This is a genomic window from Streptomyces sp. NPDC126503, assembly GCF_040302405.1.
Classification (GTDB): domain Bacteria; phylum Actinomycetota; class Actinomycetes; order Streptomycetales; family Streptomycetaceae; genus Streptomyces; species Streptomyces gulbargensis.
The window spans coordinates 245060-257148 of the sequence record NZ_JBEORS010000002.1 but is presented as its reverse complement, the minus strand read 5'-3'; the positions used below and the strand labels follow the sequence as shown (position 1 = coordinate 257148).

General features: G+C 70.6%; 13 protein-coding genes and 1 tRNA gene. 7 read left to right on the top strand and 7 right to left on the bottom strand.

The window, feature by feature from the left end:
* Window positions 1-2: 2 nt before the first annotated feature.
* Window positions 3-578 (bottom strand): dCTP deaminase, encoded by a 576-nt coding sequence (gene dcd / locus ABTY40_RS03975; protein ID WP_309032517.1) that lies wholly within the window; start codon window positions 576-578, stop codon window positions 3-5.
* Between the two features lie 65 nt (window positions 579-643).
* Entirely contained in the window at window positions 644-829 is a 186-nt protein-coding gene (locus tag ABTY40_RS03970; protein ID WP_345280066.1) for a hypothetical protein, read from the bottom strand.
* 177 nt (window positions 830-1006) lie between these two features.
* Between ABTY40_RS03970 and ABTY40_RS03965 the strand changes: the two genes are divergently transcribed.
* The 4 genes from ABTY40_RS03965 (at window position 1007) to ABTY40_RS03950 (ending at window position 4775) form a co-directional block, all read left to right on the top strand.
* Window positions 1007-1077 (top strand) — tRNA-Gly (locus tag ABTY40_RS03965).
* A gap of 422 nt (window positions 1078-1499) precedes the next feature.
* Entirely contained in the window at window positions 1500-1703 is a 204-nt protein-coding gene (locus tag ABTY40_RS03960) for a cold-shock protein (RefSeq protein ID WP_352058034.1), read from the top strand.
* 307 nt (window positions 1704-2010) lie between these two features.
* On the top strand, window positions 2011-3534 hold the full coding sequence (locus ABTY40_RS03955; protein ID WP_352058033.1) for a DEAD/DEAH box helicase: 1524 nt from the start codon (window positions 2011-2013) through the stop codon (window positions 3532-3534).
* 902 nt (window positions 3535-4436) lie between these two features.
* A complete protein-coding gene (locus tag ABTY40_RS03950; protein WP_352058032.1) occupies window positions 4437-4775 on the top strand; it encodes a helix-turn-helix domain-containing protein in 339 nt (112 codons plus the stop codon).
* 329 nt (window positions 4776-5104) lie between these two features.
* Here the strand turns inward: ABTY40_RS03950 and ABTY40_RS03945 are convergent, their stop codons facing one another.
* Window positions 5105-5581 (bottom strand): DUF5994 family protein, encoded by a 477-nt coding sequence (locus tag ABTY40_RS03945; protein WP_352058031.1) that lies wholly within the window; start codon window positions 5579-5581, stop codon window positions 5105-5107.
* 443 nt (window positions 5582-6024) lie between these two features.
* Here ABTY40_RS03945 and ABTY40_RS03940 point away from each other — a divergent pair, with 443 nt between their 5' ends.
* Both ABTY40_RS03940 and ABTY40_RS03935 read left to right on the top strand, forming a co-directional pair.
* Complete coding sequence (locus tag ABTY40_RS03940) at window positions 6025-6585, top strand: DUF5994 family protein (protein WP_352058030.1); 561 nt, start codon at window positions 6025-6027, stop codon at window positions 6583-6585.
* 358 nt (window positions 6586-6943) lie between these two features.
* Window positions 6944-7165, top strand: coding sequence for a hypothetical protein (locus ABTY40_RS03935; RefSeq protein ID WP_352058029.1), 222 nt, complete (start codon window positions 6944-6946; stop codon window positions 7163-7165).
* 420 nt (window positions 7166-7585) lie between these two features.
* On the opposite strand, the gene ABTY40_RS03930 is transcribed toward ABTY40_RS03935, so the two are convergent.
* The gene (locus tag ABTY40_RS03930) at window positions 7586-8221 is read right to left on the bottom strand and encodes a TetR/AcrR family transcriptional regulator (RefSeq protein ID WP_352058028.1); all 636 of its coding nucleotides are present in this window, start codon (window positions 8219-8221) and stop codon (window positions 7586-7588) included.
* Window positions 8222-8349: 128 nt separating this feature from the next.
* Here ABTY40_RS03930 and ABTY40_RS03925 point away from each other — a divergent pair, with 128 nt between their 5' ends.
* Complete coding sequence (locus ABTY40_RS03925) at window positions 8350-9288, top strand: alpha/beta fold hydrolase (protein ID WP_352058027.1); 939 nt, start codon at window positions 8350-8352, stop codon at window positions 9286-9288.
* Between the two features lie 65 nt (window positions 9289-9353).
* Here ABTY40_RS03925 and ABTY40_RS03920 read toward each other — a convergent pair whose 3' ends face one another.
* From ABTY40_RS03920 to ABTY40_RS03910, 3 genes are all read right to left on the bottom strand, one after another.
* Window positions 9354-10253, bottom strand: coding sequence for a ketopantoate reductase family protein (locus tag ABTY40_RS03920; protein ID WP_352058026.1), 900 nt, complete (start codon window positions 10251-10253; stop codon window positions 9354-9356).
* 493 nt (window positions 10254-10746) lie between these two features.
* On the bottom strand, window positions 10747-10959 hold the full coding sequence (locus tag ABTY40_RS03915; RefSeq protein ID WP_352058025.1) for a DUF4287 domain-containing protein: 213 nt from the start codon (window positions 10957-10959) through the stop codon (window positions 10747-10749).
* A 74-nt stretch (window positions 10960-11033) separates the two neighbouring features.
* The gene (locus tag ABTY40_RS03910; protein ID WP_352058024.1) at window positions 11034-11702 is read right to left on the bottom strand and encodes a DUF998 domain-containing protein; all 669 of its coding nucleotides are present in this window, start codon (window positions 11700-11702) and stop codon (window positions 11034-11036) included.
* Window positions 11703-12089 lie beyond the last annotated feature (387 nt).

Genomic DNA, 12089 nt, shown 5'->3' with positions numbered 1-12089 from the left:
CCTCACACCTGGGTCCGATGGAAGTTCATGTACGAGCGGGAGGCCGTCGGCCCCCGCTGTCCCTGGTACCGGGAGCCGTACCGCTCGCTCCCGTACGGGAACTCGGCGGGCGAGCTGAGCCGGAACATGCACAGCTGCCCGATCTTCATCCCCGGCCAGAGCTTGATCGGCAGGGTGGCCAGGTTCGACAGCTCCAGGGTGACGTGCCCCGAGAAGCCCGGGTCGATGAACCCCGCGGTCGAGTGGGTCACCAGACCCAGCCGCCCCAGGGAACTCTTCCCCTCCAGCCGGGACGCGATGTCGTCCGGCAGGGTGATGACCTCGTAGGTCGACGCCAGCACGAACTCGCCCGGGTGCAGGATGAACGCCTCGTCACCCTCCGGCTCGACCTGTCGCGTCAGGTCGTGCTGCTCGACGGCGGGGTCGATGTGGGGGTGGCGGTGATTCTCGAACACCCGGAAAAAGCGGTCGAGACGCACGTCGATGCTCGACGGCTGCACCATGGATTCGTCGTACGGGTCGATGCGCACCCGCCCGGCATCGATCTCGGCCCGGATGTCCTTGTCTGAGAGAAGCACCCCCCCACGATACGCAGAGGGCGCGGGCCGCCCCCAATCGGGAAGGCCACGCGCCCCACCGCGCATCAGCGCTGCTCAGCCTCCAGGGCCACGCTCACCGGCACGGCATGCCGCAACCGCGCGCACCGCGGACACCGCACGAGCCGCCCGGGCCCGATCCGCCCGGCCCCGAGCTGCTGCAGCGGGAACGAGGCGGTACTGAACACGTGCCCCTCGGCACAACGGACGACGGTGCGCTCCATCGGAACCATCAAGTCCCTTCCCCTACACACATGGTGGACGAGACAGCCACATTAGGGGATCAACGGGACACCACCCACGAGCCCCGCCGCGACACCACGACCCGCCTCGCCCGGGGTGAGCTTCACCTCACGTGGCATATGGGGTACAGTGTGCAACGATGCGGCACGGATCATTCGGGCCGCTGCGCGGATGTAGTTTAATGGTAGAACATGAGCTTCCCAAGCTTATAGCGCGGGTTCGATTCCCGTCATCCGCTCGTGAACGAAGGCCCAGGTCAGAGACCTGGGCCTTCGTCGTTGCCCAGGACTTGAGAGACGGCGACGACTCCGTACCGGGGCCGATCGCCGTCCGACATGCCGGCCACCCCTCCTCCGAAACACCGCATTTCGGAGTGCATGAATACCTGCGCTCGCGGCCTGAGTTTTTCACGACCCCCGCGGAGAGGGTTTTTACCGGCAACACCCGGGAAAGATTTTTCGCACGCAAAGGCCACGGGGGATGTGCTAGTGTCCATCTCAGTTGCAGTTTTGGTACCCAAAAAACTTCGAGCGCTCCCGCCGGCTGCCCGCCGTTCGGAAGCGCTTTATATTTCCGGTATTTTCCGGGCAGGGCATCATCGCGGCGACACGGCATCCGTACGGTACGGACGGCCGGTGTACTGCCCCAAGGAGATACGACATGACTGCTGGCACCGTGAAGTGGTTCAACGCGGAAAAGGGTTTCGGCTTCATCGAGCAGGACGGTGGCGGCGCTGACGTGTTCGCCCACTTCTCGAACATCGCCGCCCAGGGCTTCCGCGAGCTGCAGGAGGGCCAGAAGGTCACCTTCGACATCGCGCAGGGCCAGAAGGGCCCGACGGCCGAGAACATCGTCGCCGTCTGACACTGACGCACATCTTGCAGATGGGGCCCGCATCCCTCGGGGTGCGGGCCCCATCTGCATGTGTTTCCGCAGTGACGCATCCTGCCGGAACACCACCTCAAGGTACGCGCCCCGTCTTCGGAGCCGTACCCTCGATGCCCCGGAACAACTTCCGCGCGCATTCCCTTTCCGCCTGCGTCGCCACGAATTTTCCGTGCGCCACGTTCGCTTTCGCTTCTGAATTCTATTCGGTCCGTACCTGTGATTCCGCATGCTGTTCCTACGCTGCGGACCTCCTTGATGCGTGCCGTATCAAGGAAGGTTCTGAATGAACCCCACACGTACGAACAACCGCTCTTCCCGCACCCGCCGCAACGGCGCTCCCGCTTTCGGCTCCCCCTCCGGTTCGACCCGGGGCAGTCGCTTCGGTGTGTCGTCCGCCCCGAGCCGTTCGGGTGCTCCGCGCCGCTCGGGAGGTCAGGGCAGCCGGCGGCCCGCCCCGGTCCAGGGCGAGTTCGCCCTGCCGAAGACGATCACTCCGGCGCTGCCCGCCGTCGAGACGTTCGCCGATCTCGACATGCCGAAGGCCCTGCTGGCCACGCTCACCACGCAGGGCGTGTCCGTGCCGTTCCCCATTCAGGGCGCGACGCTGCCGAACTCCCTGGCCGGCCGAGACGTCCTCGGCCGCGGCCGGACCGGCTCCGGCAAGACCCTCGCCTTCGGCCTGGCCCTGCTCGCCCGCACCGCCGGGCAGCTCGCCGAGCCCCGTCAGCCGCTCGCGCTCGTCCTGGTCCCCACCCGGGAACTCGCGCAGCAGGTGACCGCCGCCCTCACCCCGTACGCCCGCGCCGTGAGGCTGCGCCTGGCCACCGTCGTCGGCGGGATGCCGATCGGCCGGCAGGCGAACGCGCTGCGGAGCGGCGTCGAGGTCGTCGTGGCCACCCCCGGCCGCCTCAAGGACCTCATCGACCGCGGCGACTGCCGGCTGAACCAGGTCGCGATCACCGTCCTGGACGAGGCCGACCAGATGGCCGACATGGGATTCATGCCCCAGGTCACCGCGCTGCTGAACCAGGTCCGCCCGGAGGGCCAGCGGATGCTGTTCTCCGCGACCCTGGACCGCAACGTCGACCTCCTGGTCCGCCGCTACCTCACCGACCCCGTCGTCCACTCCGTCGACCCCTCTCAGGGTGCGGTCACGACGATGGAGCACCACGTCCTGCACGTGCAGGGCACCGACAAGCAGCGGCTGACCGTCGAGATCGCGGCGCGTGACGGCCGGGTGATCATGTTCCTGGACACCAAGCACGCCGTGGACCGGCTCACCGAGGACCTCCTCCGCAACGGCGTGCGGGCCGCCGCCCTGCACGGCGGGAAGACGCAGTCGCAGCGCACCCGCACCCTGGCCTGGTTCAAGGCCGGGCACGTCACCGTCCTGGTCGCCACGAACGTGGCGGCCCGCGGAATCCACGTCGACCAGCTCGACCTCGTCGTCAACGTGGACCCGCCCACCGACCACAAGGACTACCTCCACCGCGGCGGCCGCACCGCCCGGGCCGGTGAGTCCGGCAGCGTCGTCACCCTCGTCACGCCCCAGCAGCGCCGTGGCATGAACCGTCTCCTGCAGGACGCGGGCATCGTGCCCGAGACCAATCAGGTCCGCTCGGGTGAGGCGGAGTTGGTCCGGATCACCGGCGCCCAAGCCCCCTCCGGCATCCCGGTCACCATCACGGCACCGGCACCCGAGCGTCCCAAGCGCAGCACGTCCTCCTCCCGCGGCCGCCGCGGCCCCGCCTCGGCCGCCCGGCGCGCCGGTGCCCGTCGGCCCGCCTCCGCCGCGACGGCGGCCTGAGAACCACGTGAAATTCGCCTGCCCCCGCAGGAGCCATAGGTGATCCGGACGCAGCCCGGCTCACCGAGCACCGGTTCCGGGCCCCGGGCGGTCGGTGGGGGCCCCGGCCGTCCGACCGGGGATCAGCGGGCGCCGTCACCAGCTTGACGAGACGAGGGAGGGGCCTGACCGGCGCGTGTGCCGGTCAGGCCCCTCCCTCGTGGCATGACGTCGCAGAAATGGTGCGGGGGACGGGCGCCGGGGTCACTTGCCAGGTGGAGTCGGCGCAAGGTGCGGGCCGCCTCGAAGCCGATTAGCTCCTCGTCAGGAGGATGAAAATCTGCATTGGCGAGAGTAGACATGGGGCAGTGACGTCGCTAGGGTTTCTTCCGTAGCCGAGAAGGACAGCAAGGCCTGGCAGAGACGAACTGCCGGCAAGCAGTACCAGCAGTACGGGTAGTTGCAGTTCGCAAGACGGTGCGGCGGTGGAGTTTCGAAGCCAGGGTTGTTGCAGGACGGCGACGGGACTGACGGCCGGACCGGGCGGCCCGCAGTGATCAGGGGCCGCCACACCGGAATCGCGGTCATGGCAGACGCGGTACCGGTAAGCGCAGTTCGCATCACCAGCAGTACGCAGTACCCGATGGTAGGAAGTCGATCACCGAGGGACGAACGGAGGAACCAAGCACCGTAAGGATCGCCCGGACGGAAGTCTCGCGTCCGGGTACCGCAGGACATCGATAGTGAGGTGGTCTCCGGTCAAGCAACCGCGATCCCCGCACACCCGACAGCAGCTGGGTCGGGTACGCGGATACAGAGGGCCGACGCGGTATCAGGGTCGGCCCGTGGTGTAGAAGTTCCTTCGGGGCCCTGGTGCCAGTACGGCACCAGGGCCCCTCCACGCGTTCCGGAGAGAGGTGCAGATGACAGCAGACGACTCGTACGGCCGACTTGACGACGACGACTACCCCGCCTACACGGTGGGTCGGGCCGCCGAAATGCTCGGCACCACCCCCGCCTTCCTGCGAGCCCTGGGCGAGGCCCGGCTGATCAACCCGCTGCGTTCCGAGGGCGGCCACCGCCGCTACTCCCGCTACCAGCTACGGATCGCCGCACGCGCCCGTGAGATGGTCGACCAGGGAACCCCGATCGAAGCCGCCTGCCGCATCATCGTCCTGGAAGACCAGCTCGAAGAAGCCCAGCGCATCAACGCCACATACCGCCGCGCCGCCGAAACGTCCCACCCGTCGGCCGTGGCCTGAGGTGAGTCCGACCGCCGCCGGCATCGGCCGGCGGGTGCGACTCGAGGACTTGGCAGAGGATCGATCACGAGCAGTTGCTCGCGCGAGGTCCGCCGAGCCGGCACGACGAATGGCATGGCCTGCCAGGTGCGGTACACCCGGTCTGCGCGGAACCCTGAAAAGTTCCTTCCGGCACGTCGAACGGCGGTCAGCGCTGGGGCGCCGGCCGACGAGTTCATGTCGATCGTGACCGGGGCGGACCGGGCCTGCCATCGATTTTCCGGCCGCCGACAGAGGGCTCGTGCCACGAGGACCTCGGATCACTCCATCATGACGCCCCGCTCATCGTGTCAGCAGGCGGCGAGGAGGATCTCGGCGGCCTGCGTGACGTTGTCGGCTTGCACGGCGCGGGCCATGGCCGTGCGGGCGGCCTCGGGCGTGGTGGCGGGCGGGACGACCATGAGGGAGAAGTGGTCGTTGTCGCCGCGCGTGATGAGCACGGTGTCATCGCCGACGGGGAAGGAGTCGAGGTGTACGACCCGGTCGTCGACGATCAGGCGGACCGGGATGTCGTTCCAGGCGGAGGCGTCCAGGCCGACCCGCGTAACAGGCCCGAGGTACTCGGTCAGAGCGGCGATCAGCGGCGGGATCTCCCGCTCGACGTCACGCGAGCGTGGCCACCAGGCGCCGTCGAGGAGGCTCTGCCGGGACCCCGTGGTCTCCAGCCGGAGCAGCGCGGTGCCCGGTCCGACGGCCCGGTGGACCTCGTCCGGCAGGAGGCGTGGCGCCGTGTCGAGGTGGTGCGGGGAGTTGTCTGCGTCGGTCATGGTCGATCCGCCCGTCCACGGGTGGTGCCGCTGACGCCCGGACCGGAGCCACGGCGGGCGCCGGGCCGGTGGGCGGGGCGACGGCCCCGTTCTCTCACCGTACTCCGGGAGACCGCACGGACGCACCGCTCGCCGCCGAGGAACCGACCGGTGCCGGGGCGGACGTACCGTGGACGCGAGGAGACCTGACCAGCACGCTCCGGGCGCGGGGGCGGGCCTGAGACGGGAAGGGGCCGTGGCGCCGAGCCACCACCGACGACGCGGCCCTCGTCCTCGTCGAGTGGCGCGGACGAGAGGGAAGGGAGCCCGGCGCGTCCGGTTCCGGCGCGGAGTACGTTGGAGGTACCGGGAGCACTTCGTACACCCGCCGTCACGCGGACGTCGTTCCCGGCGATCACTAGGCCGGGGTGCCCCCAGGCACCCCGGGGACGGGTCCCCGTCTCATGACCAGCACCAACGCCCCCACCCGCCAGGCGCGCCTCGCCCTGACCCCGAACACCTCCATGGCCGGCCTGCTGGACGGCGCCTGGTGGCCGTACTCACGCGATCTCGCCACCGAACTGATCCCCCTGGTGGAGGCTTTGCGGGACCGCTTCGGACGCGTCACGCGCATCACCGCGAACCCGGCCCCCTGGCCCGTCGCTCTCCGCCAGGTCCCCGTCGGCGGCTACGCCGTGCACGTGGGCTGGTTCATCGGCCAGGACCCCGACATGATGATCCTGCTCTCGTACAGCCTCGGCCGCTGCGACCTGCTCGTGATCCCCCCGGAAACCGCACCCTCCTCCGCCGCGCGCCTGATGACCGCCGCATCCGCCCCGGGCAACCTCCACACGACCGGCACCCTGATGTCCGAGGAGCACGAGACCGGTCGTCTCCTGCGGGGGGCAGGGGCCGGTGAGGACGCCTGGGAGACGGAAGGCGGCGCTTCCCGGCAGCCCCGGCCCCACCTCCGCCCCGTCGTCGGGGCACGCATGATCTACCTGCCCCGAGGCAGGCGGAGATGACACCTGCCGTTCCCGCGACCACGCTGATGCGTATCCGGTCCAGGAGGTGCCACCGCCGCTGCGCCCCGCCCTCAGCTCCCGCGCTCCGGCCGTGCCCTCCGGGGCGGTGAACAGCGGTCGACACGGGTGTCGCCTAGCCGGCAAGAAGTCCCACACGGAGGCCGTTTCCGCGGGTCAGGAGCATGATTCTGCATCTCGGCGTCGGTGATTCCGAAGCTTGTGGCGCGGGTTCGATTCCGGTCGTCCGCGCCACAGCGACAGCCCCTGTCAGACGCCTGGGGTCGTTGCTTCTCGGCGAGACTCTTCCCAGCCCACTTCGTACTGCTGACGTGCGCGGCCGTGGCGCATACTGGAAGCAATGACAAAGCCGACTGCACCGAAGCGCTTTTTGCCCACCAGCCCCTTCAAAGCCCCGGTCGCGCTGCCTCCCAAGCAGTTCGTCGTAGGCGACCAAGTCACCCACGACGTCCACGGCCTCGGCCGGGTCATCGGCATCGAGGACGGGATCGCGGCCGTCGTGGATTTCGGCTCGGCGCAGGAGCGGATCGTGAGTCCGTACGCCAAGATGAGCAAGCTGTAGGACCGCCGTGCCCGTCACGGCACACCGATCCGTTCATGGACCCGCAAGGAAGAGGAGCTCCCTCATCGACCTGACCTCACCGTTCTCCGCTCCGGAAGGGGCGTCCCCCTGCGCCGCTGCAGCATCGCCGCATCCCAGCGCGAACCCCTTCCAGGCGCCCGACTTCGGGGGGATCGGAACCTTCCCGTACGGCGAGGACGCGCAAGCGTCGGCCTCTGGCACGCGTGCGGCTCGACGGGCGGGGCGGGCCGGCTCCTAGGAGCCCGTCGAAGGCGGCGTCGATGATTTCCGAGCTCATGGCGCGGGTGCGATACCCGTCCTCCGCTCCCCTGTGAAGCCCCAGGTAACAGACCTGGGGCTTCGTGCTTCCGTCCGGACCGACAGCCGGCTCGGCGCGGCGTGCGCGTACCTCGCGACACGTCAGAGCGGCGGCGAGCCGCTGCCGGAGTTCCCGGCGGTCGTGAAGATCCGGTCCAGGTGGTGGCGGAGCACCGTGATCGCGGACTCCGGGGTTCGCTGGCCCACGAGGATGCTGGTGCCCATGGTCGCCGCCATGGCGAGCAGGCTGATCGCCTCCGTACGCGCGTCGGCGTCGGGGTCGGCCAGTCCGGCCTCCCGCGCCTGCTCGAGGAGGGCGGTCAGGGTGTTCTCGGCGGCGTCGGGGTTGTCGACGAAGGGCTGGGCGGCCAGCGCCTCGTCCGTCACCGAGAGGATCGCGTAGGAGCTGTAGAGCAGGTGGAACGTGCGGCTCTCGTTGTCGGTCGGCAGCGAGGCCAGCAGCAGCGCCTCCACCGTGGCGCGCGGGCCCGGGTCGGGGCCGGCGGCGGCCACGCGGGCGCCCACTCGCGCGGTGAAGCGGTCGGTCAGGTGCCGGAGGCCGTAGAAGAGCAGCTTTTCCTTGGTCTCGAAGTAGTACTGCACGAGCCGGAGCGACACCCCGGCTTCCGCGGCCACGTCGCGCATGCCCACGGCATGCAGTCCCCGCCGCCCCGCGACCTGGATGAGCGCCTCGGCGATCTGGGCGCGCCGCTCCTCGTGGTCCACACGCTTCGGCATCGTTCCGTGTCTCCGCCTGTCGTCGGTGGGTCGGCGCTCCGTTGCCCGAACCCCCTTCATGATACCGGTGTATCACGCTGATGGTACGGTCGTACCACGAAGAAGGAGTCCTCACCGGAGGTGCCGCCGTGCCCGAGAACACCGCCCGCGTACGCCGCGACATCGGCCGCTACGTCAGCGACACCCTGCGCGACCGCTACTTCGCCGCCGCCGACGTCCTCTACGCGAGGGGGGCACCCGCCCGCTTCGAGAGGGACGTGGAGACCAGCTTCGGCACCACCCACGTGTACCGGTACGGGCCCTCGGACCCCGCCGCCGAGTCCCGGACGCCCATCGTCCTGATCCACGGCGCCGGCTACAGCTCGGCGATGTGGTACCCCAACACCCCCGGGCTCAGCCGCGATCGCCCCGTCTACGCCCTCGACACCCCGGGCGACGCGGGGCGCAGCGTCCACCGCGAGCCCATGTGGCAGCCCGAGCGCGCCGCTCAGTGGATGGACGAGGCCCTCGACGCGCTCGGACTCGACCGCGTCCACCTCGTCGGCTCCTCCTACGGCGGCTGGCTGGTGCTCAACCAGGCCCACCGGCGGCCGCAACGGCTCGCCTCGGTCACCGCCCTCGACCCCGGCGGCCTGGAGAAGGTCGGCCTGCGCTTCTTCGCCTGGGTCTTCGTGAGCCTGTTCGCCACCTTCGCCCCGAAGGCGCTGCGCCCCCGGCTCGCCGCGTGGCTGGACCAGCCGGTCATCGCCGTCCCCGAGATGCGCACGTGGATCCAGCTCGGCGCCCGCGCCTACCGGATCCGGCGCCCCGCACCGCTGCCGCTGGCCGAGGACGCGCTGCGGTCCATCCGGACCCCGCTCTACGTGATCATGGGCAAGCACAGCCTGCTCGTCCACCCCGAGCGGCAGTTGGAGCGCGTGCCGCGCCTCGTCCCCGGAGCCCGCGCCGAGATCATCACCGCGACAGGGCACGGTCCGCAGATCGACCACCCCGACGTGGTCAACGCCAGGATGCTGGCCTTCATGGAGGGCGTCGACTCCGCCGGCCCCGCCGTGGGCGGCGCGTAGGGCCACGGCGGGGAAGCCGGCACAGTCGGCGAACGCCCCCTGATCGGCGGCGGTTTCCCGGGCTGCTACGACCGCGTCTCCACGCCGGCCCGGGAAACCAGCTCCGCGACGAGCCCGGCGGTCACCGGTGTCTCGATCCCGTGGACGGCAGCGGCCCGGAGGACGGCCCCGCCGATGGCGTCGAGCTCGAGCGGACGGCCGTTCTCCGCGTCGCGCTGCATCGAGGACTTCATCGTCGCCGGGGCGCGGTCGAAGAAGGAGAGCACGGACTCGGCGGTCACCGGGGCGCCCGCGGCGCGAGCCACCGAGGTGATCTCGTCGACGACGGCGACCAGTTCCGGCCGCCGCTCGTCACGGATGACGCCCACAGCGGACCGGTGTCGCGTGGTCAGCAGGGCGAACGGGGCGAGGAAGCACAGCTTGTCCCAGAGCATCGCGCTCTCGTCGGCGCGCAGGGTCACGTCCATGCCGGCGCGGCGGAGGTGGGAGGCGATGCCGTCGAGCGGGCCTGCCAGGTCGAGGGCGGTGAAAGGGCTGGTGTGCGCGATGCGTCCGGGTGACGTGCGGGTCGCCTCGACCCGGATGGTTCCGGGCACGACCCGGGCGGCGGGGTAGTCCCGGCGCAGCGCCGCGACGTGGTCGAGTCCGTTGAGCAGCGGGATGACGACGCCGTCGCCGACGACCTGCGGCGGGACGCGGTCGAGGGCGGCGGACAGGGCGGTCTGCTTGACGGTCACGAACGTGACGTCGGCCGGTTCGCGCAGCGAGGTGTCGGCCTCGACCGGTGCCGTGAAGTCGCCGTACTGCTCGCTCCGGACGCTCAGACCGTCACGCCGCAGCACAGCGGCGGTCTCCTCCCCGGCGAGGCAGATGACGCGGTGCCCGTCGCGGGCCAGCAACGCGCCGATCAGGCCGCCGACTCCGCCCGGTCCGAGGATGGCCACGGTCATGGTGGTGCTGGTCATGTGCGTTCCTGTTCGTAGGGAGACCGTGCCCTGGGCCGGTCTCGGCGCTGGAGGTGATCGGGTCGTCGTCGGACGCGGTGGCACGTACGGGGACGGAGCCCTGGTCCCGGTCCGGGAGGGTGGCTCCGGCCGGGGTGGCGCCCGCCGGCCGGGCCGGGGCAGGAGCGCGTTCCACGGGGTGGTGAGGGTGCCGTGGCCCGATACGAGGACCCACGCGTGGATCAGCGACGGCGTCGCGTTCCGGGTGGCGTCACGTCCGGCCCCCGAACAGGACGACGCCCACGGCGCCGGCGCGACAGCGGGGGCCGTGTCACCGGCTCCGGCCGCCTGCCGGACTCGTGGGCTTGCCTGTTGATCCTCTTGGTCACGTGACGAACCTACGGACGCGAGGGGCCGTCAGTAAGGTCCAATTCCGTACTTCTGGAGTGGTCCGGTCTCTGCCGGACGTTCGGCCCGCACACCCCCGTCCGGACGGCCCCGGGTCCCGGTCCGGCTACCGGCCGCCGCCCTCCGCCAGCGTGTGGGCGACCAGGGCGTTGGCGTGTCCGTGGCCCAGACCGTGTTCGGTCTTCAGCCAGGCCACCAGCTCCATGTGCCTGGTCAGCGGAGAGGAACGGATGAGGTCCTTCCACTCGGAGATCGGACGGCCGTACTTCTGCTCGATGGACGGGAAGTAACTGGCCGGACCCTTCACAGCACCGGTCATGAGGTGCCCCCGTTTCACTTGGTGTTCATGATCTTGGCGGTCGTGTCGATGATGCCCGTCGCAGCGGGGGTGGGTCAGAGGTTCGCGGAAGCGCGGGCGAGGCGGGCGGTCAGCGCGCTCAGCCACAGCAGGCCGAGGGCCGCGGCAGCGGTGAAGGCCGCCACGGAGGCGGCCGAGGCCAGGAAGCCGGCGAGGACGAGCACCGGCATGACGCGGGACGTGACGGCCCAGCTCCGGAGCCCTCGGACGGCGAGCGGGCGGGCGAGGACGAGGAACGCGGCGCACAGAGCGAGGTAACCGATCACTCCGGCGGCCATGTGGACGGCGCCGTGGCCGCTCGGCACGGTCTCTTCGGGCGCCCCGGCCGGAAAGCCCGCCCCGGGGTCCGCGGGGAAGGCCGCCGCGGCCCAGAACGAGACACCGAACACCCCGACCAGAACCGGCCCCCACACCCCTCCGGGTCCCCCGCGCAGCACCCGCCGCAGGGCGCACGCCCCGGCGGCCAGCAGCGCGCCGGTGAGGAGGAAGCTCACCGTCTGGATCCAGCCCCCTTCCCCGAGGGCGAGTTGGCTGATCGCGTTCCGGCCGGGGTCGAAGCCGTCCCGTACGAGCCCCTGCCCGAGCCCCACCACCAGGAACAGCGGCCCCGCCGCCGCACCGGCGGCCACGGCCCACCGCCGCCCGGAGCGCGCGGCCGGCGCTGCGGGAAGGACGGGGCGGGGTGCGGTGAGCGTGTCGGTCATGGCGGGCCTTCCTCGCTTGATCGTGTCGCTTGTAGGACCGGCCGCAGGGAGTGGAGTGATCGGCCGGCCGGTGTGCGGTGGGTCACATGGCGGCCGCGCCCGTCCGGCCTCCGGGAACCACCGCCCCGGCGGCCGGTCGCCGGGCGTGCGCGCGGGATCACACACCGTCGCCGCGCATTATCTGTGGCGGCCGGATGAGAAATCGGGGAGCCGCGCGGCGAGGGTTTTTGGCGTTGAAAAAGAGCGGGGCGACATATCCCGCGCCGGGCGTCAGGGCGTGCTACTGTCGATCTCAGTTGCAGTTGTGGTTCCCGAAACTTCGGTGTCGTATTCCGGCGGGGTAATCATCACGGCGACAAGCGCATCCGTAAAGTGCGGATGCCGAAT

Coding starts and splice junctions, on each gene's coding strand:
- ABTY40_RS03970 (WP_345280066.1), bottom strand. CDS start 829: ATGGTTCCGATGGAGCGCACCGTCGTCCGTTGTGCCGAGGGGCACGTG.
- ABTY40_RS03960 (WP_352058034.1), top strand. CDS start 1,500: ATGACTGCTGGCACCGTGAAGTGGTTCAACGCGGAAAAGGGTTTCGGC.
- ABTY40_RS03955 (WP_352058033.1), top strand. CDS start 2,011: ATGAACCCCACACGTACGAACAACCGCTCTTCCCGCACCCGCCGCAAC.
- ABTY40_RS03950 (WP_352058032.1), top strand. CDS start 4,437: ATGACAGCAGACGACTCGTACGGCCGACTTGACGACGACGACTACCCC.
- ABTY40_RS03945 (WP_352058031.1), bottom strand. CDS start 5,581: ATGACCGACGCAGACAACTCCCCGCACCACCTCGACACGGCGCCACGC.
- ABTY40_RS03940 (WP_352058030.1), top strand. CDS start 6,025: ATGACCAGCACCAACGCCCCCACCCGCCAGGCGCGCCTCGCCCTGACC.
- ABTY40_RS03935 (WP_352058029.1), top strand. CDS start 6,944: ATGACAAAGCCGACTGCACCGAAGCGCTTTTTGCCCACCAGCCCCTTC.
- ABTY40_RS03930 (WP_352058028.1), bottom strand. CDS start 8,221: ATGCCGAAGCGTGTGGACCACGAGGAGCGGCGCGCCCAGATCGCCGAG.
- ABTY40_RS03920 (WP_352058026.1), bottom strand. CDS start 10,253: ATGACCAGCACCACCATGACCGTGGCCATCCTCGGACCGGGCGGAGTC.
- ABTY40_RS03915 (WP_352058025.1), bottom strand. CDS start 10,959: ATGACCGGTGCTGTGAAGGGTCCGGCCAGTTACTTCCCGTCCATCGAG.
- ABTY40_RS03910 (WP_352058024.1), bottom strand. CDS start 11,702: ATGACCGACACGCTCACCGCACCCCGCCCCGTCCTTCCCGCAGCGCCG.